18 protein-coding genes and 1 pseudogene are annotated in these 21125 nt (G+C 67.5%); 14 read left to right on the forward strand and 5 right to left on the reverse strand.

The window, feature by feature from the left end; all coding sequences use genetic code 11:
• Positions 1 to 7 precede the first annotated feature (7 nt).
• The 4 genes and pseudogenes from EL288_RS09790 to EL288_RS24440 form a co-directional block, all read left to right on the forward strand.
• Complete coding sequence (locus tag EL288_RS09790; RefSeq protein ID WP_033455293.1) at positions 8 to 811, forward strand: ABC transporter ATP-binding protein; 804 nt, start codon at positions 8 to 10, stop codon at positions 809 to 811.
• Positions 808 to 1602, forward strand: a complete 795-nt coding sequence (locus EL288_RS09795) for an ABC transporter permease (RefSeq protein WP_033452163.1) — start codon at positions 808 to 810, stop codon at positions 1600 to 1602. Before EL288_RS09790 ends, EL288_RS09795 begins: the two co-directional genes overlap by 4 nt.
• 7 nt (positions 1603 to 1609) lie before the next feature.
• Positions 1610 to 2845 carry an aconitase X gene (locus EL288_RS09800; RefSeq protein ID WP_033452164.1) on the forward strand — a complete coding sequence of 412 codons (1236 nt, stop codon included), beginning with the start codon at positions 1610 to 1612 and terminating at the stop codon, positions 2843 to 2845.
• An 82-nt stretch (positions 2846 to 2927) separates the two neighbouring features.
• A pseudogene (locus EL288_RS24440) lies at positions 2928 to 3101 on the forward strand (aconitase X swivel domain-containing protein); the annotation flags it as partial.
• Between the two features lie 39 nt (positions 3102 to 3140).
• Here EL288_RS24440 and EL288_RS09810 read toward each other — a convergent pair.
• Together EL288_RS09810 and EL288_RS09815 are read right to left on the reverse strand one after the other, a co-directional pair.
• Entirely contained in the window at positions 3141 to 4484 is a 1344-nt protein-coding gene (locus tag EL288_RS09810) for a DJ-1/PfpI family protein (protein WP_126621915.1), read from the reverse strand.
• A 60-nt stretch (positions 4485 to 4544) separates the two neighbouring features.
• The gene (locus EL288_RS09815) at positions 4545 to 6272 is read right to left on the reverse strand and encodes a SulP family inorganic anion transporter (RefSeq protein WP_015063666.1); all 1728 of its coding nucleotides are present in this window, start codon (positions 6270 to 6272) and stop codon (positions 4545 to 4547) included.
• A 111-nt stretch (positions 6273 to 6383) separates the two neighbouring features.
• Between EL288_RS09815 and EL288_RS09820 the strand changes: the two genes are divergently transcribed.
• Positions 6384 to 7742, forward strand: a complete 1359-nt coding sequence (locus EL288_RS09820; RefSeq protein ID WP_015039770.1) for an MBL fold metallo-hydrolase RNA specificity domain-containing protein — start codon at positions 6384 to 6386, stop codon at positions 7740 to 7742.
• 19 nt (positions 7743 to 7761) lie between these two features.
• Here EL288_RS09820 and EL288_RS09825 read toward each other — a convergent pair whose 3' ends face one another.
• Positions 7762 to 8667: an AraC family transcriptional regulator gene (locus EL288_RS09825; protein WP_033449527.1), complete on the reverse strand. Its 906-nt coding sequence runs from the start codon at positions 8665 to 8667 to the stop codon at positions 7762 to 7764.
• A gap of 283 nt (positions 8668 to 8950) precedes the next feature.
• Here EL288_RS09825 and EL288_RS09830 point away from each other — a divergent pair, with 283 nt between their 5' ends.
• The gene (locus tag EL288_RS09830) at positions 8951 to 9940 is read left to right on the forward strand and encodes a tripartite tricarboxylate transporter substrate binding protein (RefSeq protein ID WP_003812342.1); all 990 of its coding nucleotides are present in this window, start codon (positions 8951 to 8953) and stop codon (positions 9938 to 9940) included.
• Positions 9941 to 9966: 26 nt separating this feature from the next.
• Positions 9967 to 11058 (forward strand): amidohydrolase family protein, encoded by a 1092-nt coding sequence (locus EL288_RS09835; protein WP_080707699.1) that lies wholly within the window; start codon positions 9967 to 9969, stop codon positions 11056 to 11058.
• A gap of 65 nt (positions 11059 to 11123) precedes the next feature.
• Here the strand turns inward: EL288_RS09835 and EL288_RS09840 are convergent, their stop codons facing one another.
• On the reverse strand, positions 11124 to 12110 hold the full coding sequence (locus tag EL288_RS09840) for a tripartite tricarboxylate transporter substrate binding protein (RefSeq protein WP_033459761.1): 987 nt from the start codon (positions 12108 to 12110) through the stop codon (positions 11124 to 11126).
• A 303-nt stretch (positions 12111 to 12413) separates the two neighbouring features.
• Between EL288_RS09840 and EL288_RS09845 the strand changes: the two genes are divergently transcribed.
• The 7 genes from EL288_RS09845 (at position 12414) to EL288_RS09875 (ending at position 20186) form a co-directional block, all read left to right on the forward strand.
• On the forward strand, positions 12414 to 13412 hold the full coding sequence (locus EL288_RS09845; protein ID WP_033459758.1) for a tripartite tricarboxylate transporter substrate binding protein: 999 nt from the start codon (positions 12414 to 12416) through the stop codon (positions 13410 to 13412).
• Between the two features lie 128 nt (positions 13413 to 13540).
• Positions 13541 to 14794: a CaiB/BaiF CoA transferase family protein gene (locus EL288_RS09850; protein ID WP_003812332.1), complete on the forward strand. Its 1254-nt coding sequence runs from the start codon at positions 13541 to 13543 to the stop codon at positions 14792 to 14794.
• Between the two features lies 1 nt (position 14795).
• Positions 14796 to 15941: a thiolase family protein gene (locus tag EL288_RS09855; RefSeq protein WP_010926482.1), complete on the forward strand. Its 1146-nt coding sequence runs from the start codon at positions 14796 to 14798 to the stop codon at positions 15939 to 15941.
• A gap of 23 nt (positions 15942 to 15964) precedes the next feature.
• The gene (locus tag EL288_RS09860) at positions 15965 to 16381 is read left to right on the forward strand and encodes a Zn-ribbon domain-containing OB-fold protein (protein WP_010926483.1); all 417 of its coding nucleotides are present in this window, start codon (positions 15965 to 15967) and stop codon (positions 16379 to 16381) included.
• Positions 16382 to 16396: 15 nt separating this feature from the next.
• Positions 16397 to 17302 (forward strand): amidohydrolase family protein, encoded by a 906-nt coding sequence (locus tag EL288_RS09865; protein WP_003812325.1) that lies wholly within the window; start codon positions 16397 to 16399, stop codon positions 17300 to 17302.
• On the forward strand, positions 17299 to 18651 hold the full coding sequence (locus EL288_RS09870; RefSeq protein ID WP_015063670.1) for an MmgE/PrpD family protein: 1353 nt from the start codon (positions 17299 to 17301) through the stop codon (positions 18649 to 18651). The genes EL288_RS09865 and EL288_RS09870 overlap by 4 nt, the downstream gene beginning before the upstream one ends.
• Positions 18652 to 18662: 11 nt before the next feature.
• Positions 18663 to 20186 carry an NAD-dependent succinate-semialdehyde dehydrogenase gene (locus EL288_RS09875; RefSeq protein ID WP_126621916.1) on the forward strand — a complete coding sequence of 508 codons (1524 nt, stop codon included), beginning with the start codon at positions 18663 to 18665 and terminating at the stop codon, positions 20184 to 20186.
• On the opposite strand, the gene EL288_RS09880 is transcribed toward EL288_RS09875, so the two are convergent.
• Positions 20179 to 21105, reverse strand: coding sequence for a LysR family transcriptional regulator (locus tag EL288_RS09880; RefSeq protein WP_225665766.1), 927 nt, complete (start codon positions 21103 to 21105; stop codon positions 20179 to 20181). The two genes, EL288_RS09875 and EL288_RS09880, sit on opposite strands and share 8 nt — an antisense overlap.
• Between the last annotated feature and the right edge of the window lie 20 nt (positions 21106 to 21125).

Consider the following 21125-nt stretch of genomic DNA (forward strand, 5'->3'; position numbering starts at 1 on the left):
GGGTGTCATGGAATTCGATTATCTGGTCCTGGATGACGTCCGGTTCAAGCACCCGGGCGCCAAGCCTGGGGACCCAGATGTGCTCGGCGGGATGTCCCTGCAGCTTCGGCGCGGCGAGTTCGTCTGCATTCTTGGCCCCAGCGGCTGCGGCAAGACGACCGTGCTCAACCTGATTGCCGGGTTCGAACGCCCGGACCGGGGCGCCATTTCGTTGAACGGCAAGCCGATCGAGGGGCCGGGCATGGAGCGCGGCGTCGTCTTCCAGGGAGACGACTCCCTGTATCACTGGCTGACTGCCCTGGAGAACGTGGAGTTCGGTTTGCGCATTGCCCGCGTGCCGCCGCGGGAACGCCGCCAGAAGGCGCGCGCCTATCTCGATATCGTGGGCCTGCGCGGGCAGGAGAACAAGTTTCCCTCGCAACTGTCGGGCGGCATGAAGCAGCGCGTCAATATCGCGAGAGTGCTGGCGTGCGACGCAGAGGTCCTGCTGATGGACGAGCCTTTCGGCCAGCTCGACGCGCAGACGCGCGCGACCTTGCAGGACGAACTGGTCGAGATCTGGAGGCAGACCCATCGCACTGTGTTCTTCGTCACGCACGACATTGCGGAAGCCGTAGCGTTGGCGGACCGCATCGTGGTGATGCGAGCGGGACCGAGTTCCAGCGTCAAGGAGGTGGTGACCTGCAGCCAGCCCCGGCCGAGAGACCGGGGCCATCCCGACTTCGGCCAGATGTACAACCGCATCAGCCGACTGATCAGCGAAGAGGTCGCCGCCGCTCGTGGCGCTCGACTGGAAGGAGCGTTGGCATGAAAGCGTATGTCCTGCCGGAGTCAACTCCAGGCAAACTTCAGCACCTGACCATTTTCATCGTCTCGATTCTTTGCGGCCTGGCCGTCTGGGCCTGGGCCAGCGGCAGCCTGTTTCCATCCATTCTCTTTCCGGGGCCTCAGGCCACGCTGCAGGAAGGCGTGCGGATGCTGGAGTCCGGCTCGATCATCGTGGACGCCGCCGTCAGCTTGGCCCGCATCGTGGCCGGTTTCACCATCGGGTCAGCGATCGGCATCGTAGTGGGGTTGCTCATCGGCTACTTCCCCATGGTACGTACGGCGTTCAATCCCTATTTGCAGTTCTTCCGCTTCGTTCCTCCCATCGCGTGGGTGTCTCCGGCCATGATCTGGTTTGGTGTGGGTGAGACGTCCAAGATATTCATCATCGTCTATGGAACCGTTTTTACGGTCGCCCTGAGTGCCGTCGCGGGGGTGGCCGACGCGCATGTCAACAAGATTCGCGCGGCGCAGATGTTCGGCGCGACACGCTGGCAGATCTTCAGGCACGTCATCATTCCCTCGACGGTGAGCCCCATTCTTACCGGGATGCGCGTCTCCATGGGGATCTCCTTCATGACCGTCATCGCCGCCGAAATGCTCGCGGCGGAATCCGGCATCGGCTACCTGATCCTCAATTCGCGGCTCTGGATGGCGACGGACAAGATCTTCGTCGGGATCTTCGTGCTGGGCTGCCTGGGATACGGGGCCGATCGGATATTCGACCTAATCATTGGTCGCTGGGCGCGCAAATACCATCCCAATCCTTCACGCTGAGCACATCATGAATTTGACCTTGGAAGAGCAAGCCATGCTGGATGGCCGACGCGGGCCGGTGTTGCAGTGGGCCCTGCAGTTGCAGAAACAGGTCGGTGAATACTTCGGCGCCGAAGACATGGTCGAAGTAAGTTCCGTACATGTATCGGGCGACGTGGAGGAGCTGGGCGTCGTAGGCACGGAGTTCCTGGAGCACATTGCGCGCCAGGGCGGTTCATGCGCCACGCATACGATTACGGACCCGCGTGGCGTCGAGTTCCACGGCGCCAGGCTACGGCAGGACCCCGGCGCCATCGAGATCGAGACGCGCACGGTCGCCGCCTTCGGCGAAATGGGCTTCAAGCAATGCAACAACTGCATCATCTACCAGACCCACATGCAGCCCGGCCTGGGCGAGCACCTGGGGTGGGGTGACACAGGCTCGGTCATCTACGCCAATTCGGTTTACGGTGCGCGCTCGAACTTTGAGGCCGGGCCGTCGGCCCTGGCCGCGTCCATGACCGGACGCGTGCCCCGTTATGGTTTTCATCTGGACGAGCCGCGCAAGGCGAACGTCATCGTCCGCGTGCATGCTGCGCCGCGTGAGTTGGCGGAATGGGGAGCGCTGGGCTGCCTGGTTGGCAAGACCATGAACGGCTATTGGGATGTTCCCGTTTTCACCGGGATTGACGTTCGCCCCGACAGCGATGCACTCAAGCATCTGGGTGCGGCGCTGGCCAGTTTTGGCTCGATTGCGATGTTTCACATCGTGGGCGTGACGCCGGAAGCGCCGGACCTGGCGTCCACGCTTAGCGCCGAGCGTAATATCAGGATCCTGGATGTGGAAGCAGACGCGCTGGAGCGCGTCTTTCAGGCCTATGATGCGGACTTCGTGCATCCGGACATCGTGGTGTTCAGCGCGCCGCAACTCTCCGCCCAAGAATTGACGCTGATCGCCGACGCCATGCTGGGAAAGAATGTAGCGGCCGGCGTGCGCATGTTCGTCACGGCGCCCGAGTCAGTGGTCGCCGAGATCGAGGCCAGCGGCGTCAAGAACAGGCTGATTGCCGCGGGCGTGGAAATCCTGACAGGTGTCTGTTTTTACCTGCTGACTCCGCGGATTCTGGCTTCTCTGAATCGCTTCTCACGTCTGACGACGAATTCCGCGAAGCTGGCCAACATAATGGGTGGGCACGGCTACCAGATACAGTTGTGTCGCCTGGAGGACTGCATCCGCGCCGCTACGGAGCCTCGCGATGAATAGAGACCTTCCGGTATTGAGGGCCCTGCGCAGCCTTCCCGACAAGGTGATGGGCGAGGCGCTGGTCTCGAACGACGCCATCAGTATGCGGTATGACGTCGATGCGTCGACCGGCAAGGTCGTGCGCCCGTCGCATGACCTCTATGGTCAAAGCATTTCTGGCAAGGTGCTGATTTTCAAGAACACGAAAGGCGGAGTCGCCACTGGTTGGGCGTTGCTGAACCTCAAGTCCAGGGGGACGGCGCCTATTGCGTTGGTTTGCGACACGACCAATCCCGTATTCGTGCAGGGCGCCGCGCTAGCCGGGCTGCCCATCATGGATGGCTTTCGGGAAAGTCCCAGGTCGGCGGTGCGAACGGGTGACGTGGTCGAGCTGGATGGCATTTCCGGAGAGCTCAAGGTATTGAGGCGCGGCGCTGGCGGGCAATAGCGGGGCTGCGGCATGCGAAAGAACACGCCCAGCGTACGCGGATGTCGCACGCCAAGCCGTTGCCGCGGACGCGCCGCGCCACGGGTATTCGAGTTGCATGGCGACGACGCTGGCGGTGGGCGCGCCATAGCGGCCGGCGATGGCGCGTAGGGTCCGGTCCAGGGTTTGCGCCGGCGCCTGGTCGGTGTAGGTGTCGATGCGCCGCGTGGCCGGCCAGTCGGCGGCCGCCGCGTCGGGGATGACGCGGATCCTGTTGCGGGTTGCGATGGCGCCGGATGCCTGGGCGTAGGAGACGGCTTGGGAGCGGTAGGTGCGCGACCAGGCGTCGGCGGCCAGGGCCAGCGAGACTTCGTCCATGCCGGGTCGCAGTTCGATGCCGATTTGCTCGCGGTTCCAGAACGCGAGCACGTTGCCGAGCACGGTGGTCGCGAACGGGCGTGTCAGGGCGAAGGCGCCGCTGGCGTGGCGGATATCCCAGGCGGGGATGGCCAGATCCTGGGCGACGGCGCGGGCCTTGTGGCGCCCGGCGATGGCTTCGATCAGCAGCAGCGTCATGGGCATGGACGCGGTGACGCCGGTGGTGGTGACGACGCCGCGGTCGGCCACCACGCGCCGGTCCGCGACGTAGCGGATCGACGGGTGCCGGCCTAGCAGTTCCTTCAGGTAGTACCAGTGGGTGGTGGCGCGCTTGCCGTCGAGCAGGCCCGCGGCGGCGACGACCTTGGCGCCGGCGCACACGCCGATGATGGTTGCGCCCTTGCGCGCCTGCTCGCGCAGCCAGGCGAGCACGGCGGGGTCGTCGTCGCGGCTCATGGCGGGGACGATGACGTAGTCGGCGCCGGCGGGGTTGCGCGCGTCGAAGGCGTCGAGGGTCGCGTCGGCTTTGACGGTGAGCGCCGGAAACAGTCTGACCGGGCCGGGGCCGGTCGCCAGCGTGACGACGTCGGCCACGTCGGCGCGCCGCAGGATGCCGGTGGGCACCAGGTAGTCGGTGGTTTCGGTGGCGTCGTTGATGCCGACGACGGCGATGAGCGGCCGTTGCCGCCGGGTGGGCGCCAGCGAGGCCAGCAGGGCGGTTGTTTCGCTGGCCGCGATGGGCGGGCTGGCCAGGCCGGCGGGAGCGGACGGCAGGCTGATCAGCCAGGCGCCGAAGCCTCCCAGCGAGAGCAGCAGGAGGGGCAGTGCGGCCCGGAGGAGGCGGCGCTTGAACATGATCGGGGTTCTCCGCGGGGGAGGCGTCAGCCGTCAGGTTCAACGCTACCACTACCTGGGCTACGGGTCGATGGTCCCTTGCGGGGGCGGCTTCAGGTAGTCGTCCACGGCGCTCTCCACCGTGGGATGGAAGCGGTCGGCGCCGAATACCTCGGACAGTTCGAAGCGCTTGAGTTTGTCGCGCACGGGGTCCTTCATTTCGGCGAAGTGCAGGGCGATGCCGGACTCGGCCAGGTGATGGCTCAGCTCGCGCAGCATGTCGGCCGAGGTGACGTCGACGCTGGTGACGGGCTCGGCCGTGACCACGACGCGTCGCACCGGGGTGGGCGAGGCTTGCACGGCTTCCAGCAGCCGCTGCTGGAACAGTTCGGCATTGGCGAAGAACAGCGGCGCGTCCCAGCGGAACAGCACCAGGCCGTCGATCAGCGCGGCGTGCGGGTAGCGCTTGAGGTCGTGGTAGCCGCGCAGGTCGGGCACGCGGCCGAGCACGGCGAAGTGCGGCCGCCAGCCGTCCCAGAGGAATTCGAGGACGGCGACCACGACGGCCAGGCAGATGCCGGGGATGGCGCCGAATGCGACCACGGCGGCAAAGCACAGCATGGACAGCCAGAATTCCCATTGCTGAATGCGGAAGATGCGCCGCAGGTCCTTGAATTCGAACAGGCCGATGGCCGCGGCGATCACGACGGCGGCCATGGCGCTGCTGGGCAGGTGGCGCAGCAGGTTGGGCGCGGCCAGCAGCAGGGCGGCCACGGCCAGCGCGCCGACCACGCCGGCCAGCTGGGTGCGCGAGCCCGCGGCTTCGGCCACGGGCGTGCGCGAGGCGCTGCTGCTGACCGGAAAGCCCTGGAAGAAGCCGGTCGCGAGGTTGGCCACGCCCAGGCCGACCATTTCCTGGTTCGGGTCGACGCGCGTATGCGTGCGCGCGGCGTAGGTGCGCGAAAGCACGCTGGTGTCGGCAAACGAGATCAGGGCGACGGCGCAGCCGCCCAGCACGATCCTGGCCAGGTCGGCGTTGCTGAGCCACGGTATGGTGAAACCGGGCAGCCCCTGCGGGATCTCGCCCAATACTTGGACGCCGCGGCCGTCCAGGCCGAACAGGCTGACGGCCAGCGTGGCCAGGACGACGGCGATCAGGATGCCGGGCAGGCGCTTGAAGCGCTTGAGCAGCAGGATGAGGCCCAGGGTCGCGCTTCCCACCGCAAGGCTGTATCCGTTGGTCCTGCCGTCGAGCACGGCCTGCGCGAGCTGCCAGAGTTCGCGCAGCGGGCCGCCGTCGTCGGTGGGGATGGCGAACAGCTTGGGCAGCTGGCTCGCCAGCACGACCAGCGCGATGCCGTTCATGTAGCCGTAGCGGATGGGCTTGGACAGCAGCTCGGTGATGAAGCCCAGCCGCAGCAGGCCCAGGATGATGCAGAACAGCCCGGAGACGATGGCCATGAGGCTGGCCGTGGCCACCGCGCGCATGGGGTCGCCCTCCGAGACGCTGAGCACGACCGCGAGGATGGGCGCGGCCAGCGCCGAATCCGGACCCAGGACGAGGATGCGGCTGGGGCCGAACAGCGCGTAGGCGAGCAGCGGGACGATGGTGGCGTACAGGCCATAGACGCCCGGCACGCCCGACGCTTCGGCATAGGCGATGCCCACCGGCACCAGCATGGCCGTGAGCACCAGGCCGGCGGCCAGGTCGCGCGGCAGCCAGGCGGCCTGGTAGGTCTTCAATACGGCCAGTCCGGGCAGCCAGCGCAGCCAGTTTCGGTGGGGCGTATCGGCAGGGGAGGAAGCCATGCAGCGTCTTTGCGGAGAGTGGTACGGTGGGGCCGATTCTACCGACCCGGCCCGTCTGATCCATAATCAGGATGACCCGCCTGGCGGCGCGGCCATTCGGAGGAAGCAACCATGCTTACACTGACCTGCCTGGGCGGCGCTGGCACCGTCACCGGATCCAAGCACCTGCTGCGCCACGGCGACACCCGCCTGCTGGTCGACTGCGGCCTGTTCCAGGGGCTGAAGAACCTGCGCGAACTCAATTGGCAGCCCTTGCCGGTCGCGCCGGCCGATGTCGACGCGGTGGTGCTGACCCACGCCCATCTCGATCACTGCGGCTACCTGCCGCGGCTGGTGGCCGAAGGCTTCCGGGGCAGGATCCACGCCACGCCGGCGACCCGCGATGTGGCCGAGCTGATCCTGCTCGACAGCGCCAACCTGCAGGAGAAGGACGCGGAGTTCGCCAACCGCAAGGGGTATTCCCGCCACGCGCCGGCGCTGCCGCTTTATCGCGTGGTCGACGCCGAACGCGCCTTGGCGCGCTTCTCCGACGTGGCGCTGCACCGGGAGACCGCCTTGCCGGGCGGCGCGACGCTGACATTGCGCCGCGCCGGGCATATCCTGGGCGCGGCCACGGCGCAGATCGACATCGGCGGCATGCGCGTGGTTTTCTCCGGCGATCTGGGCCGCTACAACGACCCGGTGATGCACGATCCCGAAGATGTGCGCAACGCCGACTACCTCGTCATCGAATCCACCTACGGCAACCGGCGCCATGACGCCGCCGATCCCGTCGAGGCGCTGGGCGCGGTCATCGAGCGTACCGTGCTGCGCGGCGGCACCGTCGTCATTCCCGCCTTCGCCGTGGGCCGGGCGCAGACCCTGATCCATGCGCTGTGGAAGCTGCGCCAGGCGGGCCGGCTGCACAACGTTCCGGTCTACCTGGACAGCCCCATGGCGACCAGCGCCACCGAACTGCTGGCGCGCCACGCCAGCGAACACAAGCTGAGCGCGCAGGACTGCGAGGCCGCCTGCGCGGCCGTGACCTATGTGCGCGACGTCGAGGGTTCCAAGGCGTTGTCGGCCAACCGCTATCCCAAGGTCATCATCTCGGCCAGCGGCATGGCAACCGGCGGCCGGGTCCTGCACCACATGGCCGCCTTCGGCGCCGACCATCGCAATACCTTGCTGTTCGCCGGTTTCCAGGCGGCCGGCACGCGCGGCCGCAAGCTGCTCGATGGCGCCACCGAAACCAGGATCTACGGGCAGTGGATGCCGGTCAGGGCCGAAGTCGCCGAGCTGCCGATGCTGTCGGCGCATGCCGACAGCGATGAACTCATGCGCTGGCTGGCGGGCTTTCAGGAGGCGCCGCGACGGGTCTTCATCGTCCATGGCGAGCCGCAGGCCTCGCAAGCCCTGCGCGAGCGCATCCAGCGCGAATTGAACTGGCAGGCCATCGTACCCGTGCAGGATCGGCGCTACACGCTGTGAGCGGCGCGGCGGACCGAGGCTAGCCAGCCTGGCCGCGCGGCGGATGCCAGGCGGCGGGCGAGGTGTAGCGGCGCGGCGGCACGCCGACGATGCGCTTGAAATAGCGCGTGAAATGGCTCTGGTCGAAGAAGCCGGTGGACAGGGCGGCGTCGGTGATCGACGTGCCGCGCAGCAGCAGGCGCTTGGCGCGCTCGACGCGCAGCTGCGTCTGGTAGGCGTGCGGCGGAATGCCGATCTCGCGCGCGAACAGGCGGTTCAGGTGGTATGGGCTGGTATGGGCCACGTCGGCCAGCTGCGCCATGCTGAGGGTGTCGCGGTAATGGGCATCGATGTAGTCGCGCACCAGCAGGGCCTTGCGGCGGTTGCGAGCCACCGGCCGGGGCGCGATGGGCCCGGCGCTGAAGCCGCCGACCAGGCATTGCAGCAAGGCCAGCAGGCGCGATTCCTGTTCCAGCGGATTGGCGTGGGCGCGGGTGCGCGCATGGGTATCGGCGAAGCGCCGGATGAAGGCCGCGTCGCGTATCACCAGGTCGTCGAATACGGGCAGGCCGCAGTCTACGCCGCGCAGGCTCGTGGCGATGTCCTGCATCTGGCGCGGATCGACGAACATCAGCAGCGAGGTGTCGCGGCGATTGCGCACGCCCACCGTGACGACGCTGTGGACGTCGCCCGGATGGAACAGGATGACGCTGCCCGGCGGCGCGTTCCAGGTTCTGCCCTCGCACAGGTATTGGCCGGGGTCGCGCGTGGTGATGCCGATCTGGTAGGTGTCGTGCGCGTGCCTGGGCAAGGCGGTGGGCATGCCCGTATGCGCCTCCAGCACCACGCCGCCGCAGCGCCAGGCGTGTATGGCGCTTTGCCCGTCGCACAGGACGCCAGGCTCCCGGGAAACGCCAGGAGGAATCGGGTTTGCCGTCTTGTCCATGGCCGCTGCCTGCCTCCGTTGTTGGAATTCGTTATGAGGGCAGTCTAGGCAAACCGGCGCCGACACTCCATAAAGCAAGGTGAATAAGTAATATGCCGCATTGCTTATGTTGTGCCGGGACGGCGGTCGACTCTCCGCGCCAATGCGGGGTTTCATGGGGCGCGCAGCATGCCTGGCGCGCGGAGGATTTTCGCAAGAATGTACAAGAGGCCGGCTGCCGTCGCTTCCTACACTGGCTGCCCGGAACGCACGAGGCGTTCCCGCAGAACGACAGGGAGCAGGCATGTCTGGAAATCCTTCGGCGCACCAACCCCGGCGGCGCGCGCTGCTGGCGCTGGCAGGCGCCGCCATGATCGCAAGGCCGGCCATTGCCCGGTCGCGTTTTCCGGATCGATCCATCCGGTTGGTGGTGCCATGGTTGCCCGGGTCGGCGGCCGATAACGAGTTGCGTGCGCTGGCCCACGTGGCCGGCCGCGATTTCGGCCAGTCGGTCGTCATCGAGAACAAGGCGGGCGCAAGCGGGATCCTGGGCGCGCAGATGATTGCGGCCGAAAAACGCGCCGACGGCTATCTGCTGACGCAGATGCACACCACGGCGTTTCGCATGACGGCGCTGATGGACAAGCCGCCGTATGACGTGATGGACGACTACAGCTGGATCATCCAGCTGGTAGGCTATTCCTATGGCACCGTCGTGCGGGCCGATTCGCGCTGGAAGGACTGGGACGGATTCGTCGCGTATTCGAAGGCCAATCCAGGCAAGGTGACCCTGGGCACGGCCGGCGTGGGCACGACGCAGCACATCACCATGATGCAGGTGGCCAAGAAGCTGGGCGTCGAGTGGCTGCACGTGCCGTTTCGCGGCGGCGGCGACGAAGCGCAGGCGCTGCTGGGCGGGCAGATCGACGCGGTGGCGTCGTCGACGTACTGGGCCGAGCTGGTCAACGCCGGCAAGCTGCGCCTGCTGGCCACGTTCGGCGTGGAGCGCGTCAAGCGGTTTCCGGACGTGCCGACGCTGCGCGAGCTGGGCGTGGATATCGCTCAGATCGCGCCCTACGGCCTGGTCGCGCCGCGTGGCCTGGACCCCGACGTCAAGCGCGTGCTGCATGACGGCTTCAGGAAGGCGCTGTATTCGCCGCAGCATCAGGCCGCGATCGAACGCCTGGACATGCCGCTGGCCTACCTCAACAGCGAGGATTACGAGCAAGCGGCCAAGGCGCTGTTCAGGGAAGAGGTCGAGGCGATCCGCAGCCTCGGCATAAAGAACGGTTGACGCGGCGTCTGGCCCGTATTGCGAACATGGAGAATGCCTTGAGTACCTTGCCCTTGACGGCGCCGTCCGCGGAATTGCCGCGCTTCGGACCGCCCCATATCCCCATCCGCGAGGACTGGCTGGACCGGCAGCGCGAGGCGATCCTCGACCCCGGCCTGCCCATTGTCGACGCCCACCACCATTTGTGGGACCGGCCCGGGCAACGCTATATGTTCGAGGATTTTCTGCGCGACACGGGCAGCGGCCACAACATACGCGCGACCGTGTACGTGCAATGCCGCTCGATGTACCGCCTGGACGGGCCCGCCGCAATGCGGCCGGTGGGCGAGGCCGAGTTCGTCAATGGCGTGGCGGCCCGCAGCGCCAGCGGCATGTACGGCCCCATGCGCGCCTGCGCCGCGATCGTGGGCTACGCGGACCTGACACTGGGCGCCGCGGTCGAGGAGGTGCTGCATGCGCTGGTGCGGGCCGCGCCCGATCGCTTGCGGGGCGTACGAAACATGACCGCGGCGCATGCCTCGCCGGCGGTGGCGCCAGGCTTCGGCCGGGTGCCGGAAGGCTTGTTGTCGGATGCACGGTTTCGCGCCGGCTATGCGCGGCTCGCGCCGCTGGGGCTGTCGTACGACGTATGGGCTTTCCACAGCCAGTTGGCCGAAGTGCTGGACCTGGCGCGTGCGTATCCGGACACGGCCTTGATCGTCAATCATGCCGGCGGCCCGCTGGGGATAGGCCCGTATGCCGGGCAGCGCGACGCGGTCATGCGCGATTGGGACCATCACCTGCGCGCGCTGGCCGATTGCCCCAACGTGGCGCTGAAACTGGGCGGGCTGGGCATGCACATCAGCGGCCTGCGCTTTCACGAGCAGGACGCGCCGCCGTCGTCCGAGGCCTTGGCCGAGGCCTGGCGGCCGTGGGTCCAGACCGCGATAGAGCGGTTCGGCGCGCAACGCTGCATGTTCGAAAGCAACTTCCCGGTGGACAAGGGCATGGCGGCCTATGCCGCGGTATGGAACGCCTTCAAGCGCCTGGCGCGGGGCGCGACGCCGCAGGAGCGGCAAGCCCTGTTCGCGGGCACGGCCGCGCGCGTCTATCGCCTGCCGGCCTCGGTGCTGGCCTGAGCCCTGGCACAGGGCAGGCCGCCGGGGCCCCGCGCCCAAACGCAGGGCCCCGGCGCGCGGGCTGCTCATTCCAGCCGGATATCTCCGGCCACGATCACCTCGCGCCACTTGACGACTTCATCGCGCACCAGCGTGGCCAATTGCTGCGGCGTGCCGGGGCCGGGTTCGGCGCCCTGTTCGGCGAAGCGGCGCTGCAGGTCGGGGTCGGCCAGCGCGCGGTTGGTGGCCGCGTTGATGGCCGCGATGGCGGCCGGGGGCGTGCCGGTGGGCGCATACAAGGCGAAGAACGAGGTGACGTCGAAGCCGGGCAGGGTTTCGGCCACGGTGGGAACGTCGGGCAGCGAGCCCACGCGGCGGTTGCCCGTGACGGCAAGCGCGCGCACGGTGCCGGCCTTGATCTGCGCCATGGCCGTGGGCAGGTTGTCGAACATGGTTGCCAGGTGGCCGCCGACCAGGTCGGTCATGGCGGGCGCGCTGCCCTTGTAGGGAACGTGCACCATGTTCACGCCGGCGACGTTCTTGAACAGTTCCCCGGCCATGTGCAGCGACGAACCCGCGCCCGCCGACCCGAACGTCAGCTCGCCCGGCCTGCTTTTGGCCAGCGCCACCAGGTCGGCCACGCTGCGCACCGGCAGGTCGTTATTGACGATGAGCACGTTGGGCGCGTAGGCGACCATCGCCACCGGCGCGAAGTCGCGCACGAAGTCGAAGGGCAGTTTGCGTCCGGCGGCCTGGTTGACGGGATTGTTGAACGAGCCGAGGTACCAGGTCAACCCATCCGGCCGCGCGCGCGCGACGTCGGCGGCGGCGATGTTGCCGTTGGCGCCCGGCTTGTTTTCCACCACGATCCGGGCCTCGAGCAGCGGCCCCAGTTTCTCGGCGATGATGCGGGCCACCGCATCGGAGGTGCCGCCGGGCGAGAAGCCGACGAGCAGGCGTACGGTCTTGCCGGCCAATGGGTTGTCGGGGCGGCCGCCGTCGCCCTGGGCCAGGGCGGGCATGGCGGCGGCCGCGGCGAGGGCGAATCCGGCCAGGGTCTTGGGTATCAGCATGGGTGGTCTCCGTATCGTGGGGCGGGCCGGCTGTCGCGGCGCCGCATTGCGCGGGGCGGCGCACGGCATACGGGTGAGCGGCCGTGCTCCGCAGGCGGGAGTCTGGCCGGGGCAGGGCGGGGTCGATAGGATGAAATTGCTGACTTGCCCGGACCGCATGAGGACTGGCCGTTCAGGTCCGCAAGAACGTACAAGCGGCTTGCCCACGGCGCGCCGTAGACTGGCTACTCACAGAAATCCAGACAACCGCCATGCGCCGCGCAAGATGCCGCGGCGGGCGACCACGGACCGGAGGAGCCGCCCATGTATCCCATCAATCTGACGCGCCTGAAGACAGCGCTTGCCGCGACCCTGGCGGTTGCCGCCCTGGCGGCGGCCGCTCCCGCCGCCGCCACGGACTGGACGCCCGATCGCCCGCTGCGCATCGTTTCGCCGTATGCGGCGGCCGGCACCAACGACCTGCTGGCGCGCCTGATGGCGCAGAAGCTGGGCGAGCGGCTGGGCAAGAGCATCGTGGTGGAAAACCGCGCCGGCGCCAACGGCATCATCGGCGCCGAGTACGTGGCCAAGATGCCGGGCGACGGCTACACCATGCTGATGGGAAATTCCGCCACGCATGGAATCAATCCCAATCTGTACGCCAAGCTGTCCTATGACGCGGACAAGGATTTCACGCCCATCGGCCTGATCGCCTCGGTGCCGCTGCTGCTGGTGGTGGGCCCCAAGGTCGAGGCCGACTCCCTGCAGGATCTGATCGCGCTGAGCAAATCCAGGCCGGGCCAGATCAGCTTCGCCTCCTCGGGCGTGGGGTCTTCGCCGCAACTGGCGGGCGAGCTCTTCAAGAGCATCTCGGGCCTGGACATCATCCACGTGCCGTACAAGGGGGATTCGCCCGCGCTGACCGACGTGCTGGGCGGCCAGGTGACGATGATGTTCGCCAATATCCCGTCGGCGCTGCCGATGGTGCGCGCCGGCAAGCTGAAGGCGCTGGCGATGACCGGGGCGGCACGTACGTCGGCCGCGCCGGAGATCCCGACCATGGCCGAGGCGGGCCTGCCCGGGGTGGAAATCAGCGCCTGGTATGGCCTGATGGCGCCTGCCGGCCTGCCGCCCGCGGTGCTGGCCCGCCTGAACGCCGAGCTGAACGCGGTGCTCCAGCTGCCGGATGTGCAGACCCGCATCCGCGAGCTGGGCGCCGAGCCGTCCCAGCCTGGTCCGCCGGCGCAGTTCCAGCAGTTCGTCGATGCCGAGCTGGCCAAGTACGGCAAGGTCATCAAGACGGCGGGCATCGCCGCCGAGTAATGCCGGGCGGCCCCGCCCGGCCGCCTTTTCTCTCCCCAACCGGTTTCCAGCCCGCAGGCGCTTCGCGCCGCGCGGGCCGGGACAGTGCAGCCTTTTTTTCGCAACAACGCATCAATCAAAGGAAGATCATGAGCAAGGGACCTCTGCAAGGAATACGCGTCCTGGATTTCACCCGGTTCCTGGCGGGACCTTACGCCACCATGCTGATGGCGGACCTGGGCGCCGACGTGGTCAAGATCGAGGAGCCCGGCGGCGACCATACCCGCACCAGCGGACCCTACCTGGACGCGGCGACCAAGGACCAGGACATCGGCGGTTTCTTCAACAGCCTGAACCGCAGCAAGCACGGTATCTGCATCGACCTGAAATCCCCGGGCGGCCGCGACCTGGTGCTGCGCATGGTCAAGGACGTCGACGTGGTGGTGGAGAACTTCCGCGGCGGCGTCATGGAGAAATACGGGCTGGATTATGAAACGCTGTCGAGGATCAATCCGCGCCTGGTCTATGCATCGGTGCGCGGCTTCGGCGACCGGCGCACCCTGGGCACGCACTATCCGGAGCGGCCGACCGTGGACCTGTTGGTGCAGGCCGTCTCGGGCATCATGGGCATCACCGGTTCGGCCGATGGCCAGGTCTACAAGATCGGCCCGGGCGTGGGCGACATCTTCCCCGGCACGATGTGCCTGGTAGGAATCCTGGCCGCCCTGCAATGGCGCGAGCGTTCAGGGGAAGGCCAGTACGTCGATACGTCGATGTACGACTGCATGCTTTCGCTGTGCGAGCGCATGCTGTATCAGCATTCCTATACCGGCGAAATTCCCGGGCCCATGGGCAACGCGCATCCGTTCTCGGCGCCGTACACCATGTACCCGGCCGCCGACGGCAACTTCGTGGTGGCGGCACCCAACGACAAATTCTGGAGGCGTATCGCCACCGCGATCGGCCAGCCCGAACTGGGCGCCGACCCGCGTTTCGCCACGCGCGCCGCGCGCCGCGAACACCGCGGCGAAATCGACGACATCATGCGGGCATGGTCCAGCGTGCGCAAGCGCGACGACGTCATGGCCGCCTTGCTGGGCCACGACGTACTGGCGGCGCCCGTGAACAACGCGGCCGATATCTTCGCCGACCCGGAGGTGCGCAAGCGCCGCATGCTGGTCGACATCGACCCCTACCCGCATGCCCCGCGCAAGGTGCAGGTGGCTGGCACGCCCTTGAAGTTCACCAAGACCGAAACCCAGCCGCAGCGGCGTGCGCCGCTGGTGGGCGAGCACACCCACGACGTCCTGACGCGCATGTTCGGGCTGAGCGCCGCGGAGGTGGCGGCCCTGGAGCGGGACGCGATCGTTTCGCGCCGCGAACCCGAGTCCGCCGGAGCGTGACATGAGCAACCGCAAAACCAATCCGTTGTACGCCTTGAAGGACCGCTATGCGGTGGTCGGCGTGGGCACCACGCCGTATGGCAGTTTTCCCGAGCTGGACGAATACGGCCTGGGCGCATGGGCGTTCAAGAACGCCATCGATGATTGCGGCCTGGACAAGAATCTGGTCGACGGCCTGGGCGTCTGCCGCGTACCGTCGTACACCCGCATGGGCGAGGTGCTGGGGCTGAATCCGCGCTGGACCCTGACCCTGCCCGCGCATGGCCGCATGTCCGGCATTTCCATCGTCGAGGCGGTGGCAGCGCTCAATGCGGGGCTGACCGATTACGTCGCGCTGATCTATACCAATATCGGACGCTCCAGGCGTGTCAACTATGGTGGCGACGAAAGCCCCAACATCTGGAATCCGTGGGGCTTCACCTCGCCGGGCGCCGGCCATGCGCTGATGTTCCAACGCCATGCGCAACAGTATGGCACCACGGGGCGCGACCTGGCGGAAGTGGCGATGGCCTTTCGCCACCACGCCTGCCTGAACCCCGACGCCGTGATGAAGACCCCCATCACGATCGACGACCACGAAAATTCGCGGCACATCGCCGCGCCGCTGCGCCTGTTGGATTACTGCCTGATCAACGACGGCGCGGTCTGCCTGATCCTGACATCCACCGAGCGCGCGCGCGATCTGAAGCGTCCGCCGGTCAGGATTTCCGGCATCGGCGCGCGCGAGACCTACGTCGAGTCTTCGCTGCCGAATTTTTCCAGCGACTTCTGGTACGACGCCTTGCAGGACACCGCGGCCGAGGTCTACGGGATGGCGGGAATAGGGCCCCAGGATGTGGATGCCCTGATGTGCTACGACAACTTCAGCCCCACGGTGCTGTTCAGCCTGGAGGGCATGGGTTTCTGCGGCCGCGGCGAGGGTGGCGCCTTCGTGCGCGACGGCCGCTTGAAACTGGGGGGCGGCCTGCCCACCAATACGGACGGCGGCCATCTTTCCAATTCGTACATGCAGGGATGGGGCCTGAATGCGGAGGCCGTGCGCCAGGCGCGCGGCGACGGCGGCGAACGCCAGGTGCCCGGTTGCCGCGTCGTGCAGTACGTGGCGGCGACGCCGTGCACCCGTTCCATCATCTACACGGCCGACTGACGCGCCGCCACGAGGATACACCTATGACGCCTGGTTTTCCCCTACCCAAGCCCGACGTGCTGAGCCGGCCGTTCTGGGATTTTGCGCAGCGCGGCGTGCTGTCGCTGCAACGCTGCCGGCATTGCGGCGACGTGCATTTTCCCGCTGCCCCCGTATGCCCGGCCTGTCTTTCCGAACAGCAGGAATGGGTGCCCGCCAGCGGCCGCGGAACCCTGTTTTCGTGGTGCGAGTTCCACAAGGGCTATTGGGACTCGGTGGCCAGTCTGCTGCCATACCGCGTCGCCGTGATCAAGCTGAACGAAGGCCCGCTGCTGATCAGCAACCTGGTGGATGTGGCGGACTGCGCCGCCTTGCGGGCCGACGCGCCGGTGGAAGTGGTGTTCCGCCCGGTATCGGCCGATATCAACCTGCCGGTGTTCCGGCTGAGCCATGCTTGCTGAGATGAGGTTTACCGTATGAATGCGAGTGCCGAACCCCTGCTCGAATCGCAGGAGCCGCTGTCTGCCTATACGCCGCCGGCGTTCGAGGTGCCCCCGGGCGCCTGCGATACCCATGCCCATATCTTCGGGCCCGTTTCCCGTTATCCGCTCGATCCCAAGCGCACCTTCAACCCGCCGCGCGCCGGCATCGACGATTATCGGCGCCTGCTGTCCACGCTGGGGCTGGAGCGCGCGGTGATCGTGCACTCCGGCGCTTACGGAACCGATATCTCGGTGACGCGCGATGCCTTGCTGGCCTCCGAAGGAAAGTGGCGCGGCATCGCGCTGGTCGATCGCGACGTCACGCGCGACGCGTTGGCCGATATGCATGCTGCGGGCTTTCGCGGCGTGCGCTTCAATTTCATCTTCGGGCACAGGAACGAGGAAGACGATGTCCTGGAGATCGCGCGGCGCATCGCGGAATTCGGGTGGCATATCCAGCTGCTGGTCGATGCGCGCACCTTGCCGGACTTGCTTCCGTTGATCCGACGTCTGCCGGTGATGGTCGTGATCGACCACATCGGCCGCATGCCGACTTCCGCCGGTATCGGCGACCCCGGCTTCCAGGCCCTGCTGGGCCTGCTGCGCGAGCGACGTTGCTGGGTAAAGCTTTCCGGCGCCAACCGCATGGGCGACCCCACGCCGCCCTATGCCAGCGTGGTGCCGTTCGCCCATGCGCTGGTCGATGCCGGCGCGGATCACCTGGTCTGGGGCACCGACTGGCCCCACGTCCGCGAGCCGGGCGCCATCCCCGACGACGGCGGCCTGCTCAACCTGCTGCAGCTGTGGGTGCCCGACCGGCGCCTGCGCAACGCCATCCTCAGCGACAACCCCGCCCGCCTGTACGGCTTTGCGCCGGGCGGCAAGGAGCCCCAGCCATGACACCCACCGCAATCGAGAAGATCGCCGTTTTCGTCGCCGGTTTCGACCCGGCCGGCGCCACGCCCGCCGCCCGCCATGTCGCCGCGCGCGCCCTGTACGACACGATCGCGGTGGCGATCGCCGGCGCCGACGAACCGGCGTCGCGGTTGATGATGGATTACGCCCGCGGCCAGAGCGCGCCGGGCATGGCCACTGTCTGGGCCACCGGCGATCGCCTGCCGGTGGAGCTGGCGGCCCTGGTGAACGGCACCATGGGGCATGCGCTGGATTTCGACGATGTGAGTTCGCCCTTGCGCGGGCATCCCAGCGTTGCGATCTTTCCGGCGCTGATGGCGCTGGGCGAGAGCCGGGGCGTGAGCGGCAAGGCGCTGCTCGACGCTTATCTGGCGGGCTTCGAGGTCACCATCAAGCTGGCGCGCGCCATCGTGGACGACCAATATGCCAAGGGGTGGCATTCGACGCCGTCGATCGCGGCGTTCGGCGCCACCGCCGCGTGCGCCCGGCTGTTGGGGCTGGACGCTGCGCGCATCGCGCATGCCATGGGCATCCTGGTCTCGCAGGTGGCCGGCACGCGGCAGAACTTCGGCACCATGTCCAAGCCGTTCCAGGCAGGGCAGGCCAACGTGATGGCGCTGCGCGCGGCGTTGCTGGCCGAGCTGGGTTTCGATGCGTCGATGTCCGCCATGGACGGCCCCCATGGCTATACGGTGCTGTATGCCGATGGGCAGGACATCCATGCGCAGTTCGACACCCTGGGTCAATTGCCCCTGGAAATCGACGCGGCCGGCATCGAGGTAAAGAAGTATCCCCTCTGCTATGCCACCCACCGGGCCATCCAGGGGATTCTCGACCTGCGCAAGCAACAGTCGCTGGCATTCGCCGAGGTGGAACGGGTCGAGGTGAAGACCAACTACCGCGCGACCGTGCCGCTGATCTACGACCGGCCGCAAACCGGACTGGAGGCCAAGTTCAGCATGCACTACGCCGTGGCCGCCGCCTTGCATGACGGCGCGGTCAACCTTGCCAGCTTCGAGGATGCAGCCGTGCGGCGTCCCGCTATCCAGGCCTTCTTCGAGAAAGTGGAGCTGAGCCAGGGCGAACCGCCCATGTTCCCGCGCTGGGCGGAAGTTGTGGTGCATTTGCGCGACGGGGTCAGCCATCGCATACGCGTGGAAGGCCTGCGCGGCAGCGCGCAATTTCCGCTCAGCGACGCAGAGCTGGTGGAAAAGGGCGCGGACTGCCTGGCACACGGCAAGGTTGCGTTGTCCGCCGAGCGCCTGGCGCGCGCCTGCTTCGAGCTGGACGCAGCGCCGCTGCAGGCCTTGCTGGAGGTCCTGCGATCCGCCTAGCGGGTTACGCCATGCCCGGCCGTGGGTGCGTCCCACGGTTTTTTTCTTCTGATTCGATCGATATGACCATTTCGCCCCTGCAGTTGCTGAACGACCCGTCCTTGTTGCGTACCGACGCCCTGGTGGACGGCCGCTGGATAGCCGCGAGCCGGCCCTTCGCCGTGCACGACCCGGCCACGGGCCGCAAACTTGCCGACGTAGCCAACCTCGACGCCGCCCACGCGCGCGAGGCCATCGCCGCCGCGCAGGCGGCATGGCCGGCCTGGCGCGCGCGCACGGTCAAGGAGCGCAGCGCCATCCTGCGCAAATGGTTCGACCTGCTGCTGGCGAACCAGGACGACCTGGCTCGGTTGCTGACGGCCGAGCAAGGCAAGCCGTTTGGCGAGGCCCGCGGCGAGATCGCCTATGCGGCCAGCTTCGTCGAATGGTTCGCCGAAGAGGCCAAGCGCATCAACGGCGAGACCTTGCCGGCCTTCGACAACAATCGCCGCCTGCTGGTGCTGCGCGAACCCATCGGCGTGTGCGCGGCGATCACGCCGTGGAATTTCCCGCTGGCAATGATTACGCGCAAGGTCGCGCCAGCGCTGGCCGCCGGCTGCCCGGTCATCGTCAAGCCCGCCGAACACACGCCGCTCACCGCGCTGGCCGCCGCCCAGCTCGCCGTGCGCGCCGGCGTGCCGGCCGGCGTGCTGGGCGTGCTGCCCGCCGACGGCGCCAACAGCATCGCCATCGGCAAGGAATTGTGCGCCAACGATGCGGTCCGCCACCTCAGCTTCACCGGGTCCACCGAGGTGGGGCGCATCCTGATGGCGCAAAGCGCCGCCACGGTGAAGAAGCTGTCGCTGGAGCTGGGAGGCAACGCGCCCTTTATCGTGTTCGACGATGCCGACCTCGACAGCGCCGTCGAGGGCGCGATGCAAAGCAAGTACCGCAATGCGGGACAGACGTGCGTGTGCGCCAACCGCATCTATGTGCAGGATGGCGTCTACGACGCCTTCGTCGAGAAGCTGGCGGACGCGGTCCGGGCCTTGAAGGTCGGGCCGGGCTTCGACGAGGGCGTCACGCAGGGGCCCTTGATCGAACCGGAGGCCGTCGACAAGATCGAACGGCACATCAAGGACGCCGTGTCCAAGGGCGGCAGGGTGGTGGCGGGAGGCCGGCGGCTGGGCGGGCTGTTCTTCGAGCCGACGGTGCTGGTCGACGCCACCTCGCAGATGCTGTGCGCGCGCGAGGAAACCTTCGGCCCGCTCGCGCCGGTATTTCGCTTCCACGCCGACGAGGATGCCATCGCTGCTGCCAACGCCACGGAATTCGGCCTGGCCAGCTATCTGTACAGCCGCGACGTGGGCCGGATATTCCGGGCCGCCGAAGCCCTGGAGTCGGGCATGGTGGGCGTCAATGTCGGCATATTGGCGACCGAGCACGTGCCGTTCGGGGGCGTCAAGCAATCCGGCCTGGGGCGCGAAGGCGGCCGGCACGGCATCGACGATTACGTCGAGATCAAATACATGTGCGTGGGCGACATTCTCAAATAGCCGCGGGCGGCGCCTGCAGGCCTTGCGCGGCCTGCAGCACCACCGAGCGCAGCCATTTGTGGCCGACGTCCTTGTGGCTGCGTTCGTGCCAGTAGGCGCCATAGCGCATGCGCGGCAGCCGCAGCGGCACTTCCAGTATCTGGATGGGCTGTTGCGCGGCGAAGGCGCGCGCCAGCACCAGGGGCAGCACGGCGAGCAGGTCGCTGCCGGTGATGGTATAGGGGATGGTCAGGAAGTTCTGCACCAGGAAGGGGGGCGCCAGCTTTTTGCCCAATAGCTCCACCGCTTCGTCGATGACCCGCCCCGACATGTTGCGTCCCATGCCCCAGGGCCGCGCGTGCGGATAGCGCAGGAAGTCGGCCAGGCTGAGCGTGCCGTCGAGCGCCGGATGGTCGCGATCCGCGATGCAGACGATGCGGTCCTGGAACAGCTGCATCGAACGCAGCGATTGCGCCGGCTTGCGCAGCCAGGCGATGCGCAGGTCCACCTCACCGCTTTCCAGCAATTCGTAGGCCCGCTCGGGATCCGGCGCGCGCACCTCGACGCGGATGTTCGGCGCATGCGCGCGCAAGTGACGGAAGATCGGGGGCATCAGCAGATGCTCCGCATACTCGGGCGCCGACAGCACGAAGTGGCGCTCCGAAACGGACGGATCGAAGGGCTGCGGGCGGTGGGCGAGGGCATCGTACTCGGCCAGCAGGCGGCGCACGCGGGCCTCGATCTCGCTGGCGCGGTCCGTGGGGACCATGCCGGCGCGCGAACGCAGCAGCAGCGGGTCATCGAACAATATGCGCAGGCGCGCCAGCGCGTGGCTGACCGCAGGCTGGCTGACGTCCAGGCGGTCGGCGGTACGCGATACGCTGCGCTCGCTCATCAGCACCAGCAGGGTCCGCAGCAGCTTGATGTCGATATTGTCCATGGCGGGGATTGTAGGCGCGG

The sequence above is a fragment of the Bordetella bronchiseptica genome (assembly GCF_900636925.1).
GTDB classification, from domain to species: Bacteria; Pseudomonadota; Gammaproteobacteria; order Burkholderiales; family Burkholderiaceae_B; genus Bordetella; species Bordetella pertussis.

Bases quoted from the DNA above. Each gene is read 5' to 3' on its own strand.
- EL288_RS09835 (WP_080707699.1), top strand. From the start codon at position 9,967: ATGGAGAATGCCTTGAGTACCTTGCCCTTGACGGCGCCGTCCGCGGAA.
- EL288_RS09790 (WP_033455293.1), top strand. From the start codon at position 8: ATGGAATTCGATTATCTGGTCCTGGATGACGTCCGGTTCAAGCACCCG.
- EL288_RS09840 (WP_033459761.1), bottom strand. From the start codon at position 12,110: ATGCTGATACCCAAGACCCTGGCCGGATTCGCCCTCGCCGCGGCCGCC.
- EL288_RS09845 (WP_033459758.1), top strand. From the start codon at position 12,414: ATGTATCCCATCAATCTGACGCGCCTGAAGACAGCGCTTGCCGCGACC.
- EL288_RS09870 (WP_015063670.1), top strand. From the start codon at position 17,299: ATGACACCCACCGCAATCGAGAAGATCGCCGTTTTCGTCGCCGGTTTC.
- EL288_RS09830 (WP_003812342.1), top strand. From the start codon at position 8,951: ATGTCTGGAAATCCTTCGGCGCACCAACCCCGGCGGCGCGCGCTGCTG.
- EL288_RS09815 (WP_015063666.1), bottom strand. From the start codon at position 6,272: ATGGCTTCCTCCCCTGCCGATACGCCCCACCGAAACTGGCTGCGCTGG.
- EL288_RS09875 (WP_126621916.1), top strand. From the start codon at position 18,663: ATGCCCGGCCGTGGGTGCGTCCCACGGTTTTTTTCTTCTGATTCGATC.
- EL288_RS09800 (WP_033452164.1), top strand. From the start codon at position 1,610: ATGAATTTGACCTTGGAAGAGCAAGCCATGCTGGATGGCCGACGCGGG.
- EL288_RS09825 (WP_033449527.1), bottom strand. From the start codon at position 8,667: ATGGACAAGACGGCAAACCCGATTCCTCCTGGCGTTTCCCGGGAGCCT.
- EL288_RS09795 (WP_033452163.1), top strand. From the start codon at position 808: ATGAAAGCGTATGTCCTGCCGGAGTCAACTCCAGGCAAACTTCAGCAC.
- EL288_RS09860 (WP_010926483.1), top strand. From the start codon at position 15,965: ATGACGCCTGGTTTTCCCCTACCCAAGCCCGACGTGCTGAGCCGGCCG.
- EL288_RS09865 (WP_003812325.1), top strand. From the start codon at position 16,397: ATGAATGCGAGTGCCGAACCCCTGCTCGAATCGCAGGAGCCGCTGTCT.
- EL288_RS09810 (WP_126621915.1), bottom strand. From the start codon at position 4,484: ATGTTCAAGCGCCGCCTCCTCCGGGCCGCACTGCCCCTCCTGCTGCTC.
- EL288_RS09850 (WP_003812332.1), top strand. From the start codon at position 13,541: ATGAGCAAGGGACCTCTGCAAGGAATACGCGTCCTGGATTTCACCCGG.
- EL288_RS09855 (WP_010926482.1), top strand. From the start codon at position 14,796: ATGAGCAACCGCAAAACCAATCCGTTGTACGCCTTGAAGGACCGCTAT.
- EL288_RS09880 (WP_225665766.1), bottom strand. From the start codon at position 21,105: ATGGACAATATCGACATCAAGCTGCTGCGGACCCTGCTGGTGCTGATG.
- EL288_RS09820 (WP_015039770.1), top strand. From the start codon at position 6,384: ATGCTTACACTGACCTGCCTGGGCGGCGCTGGCACCGTCACCGGATCC.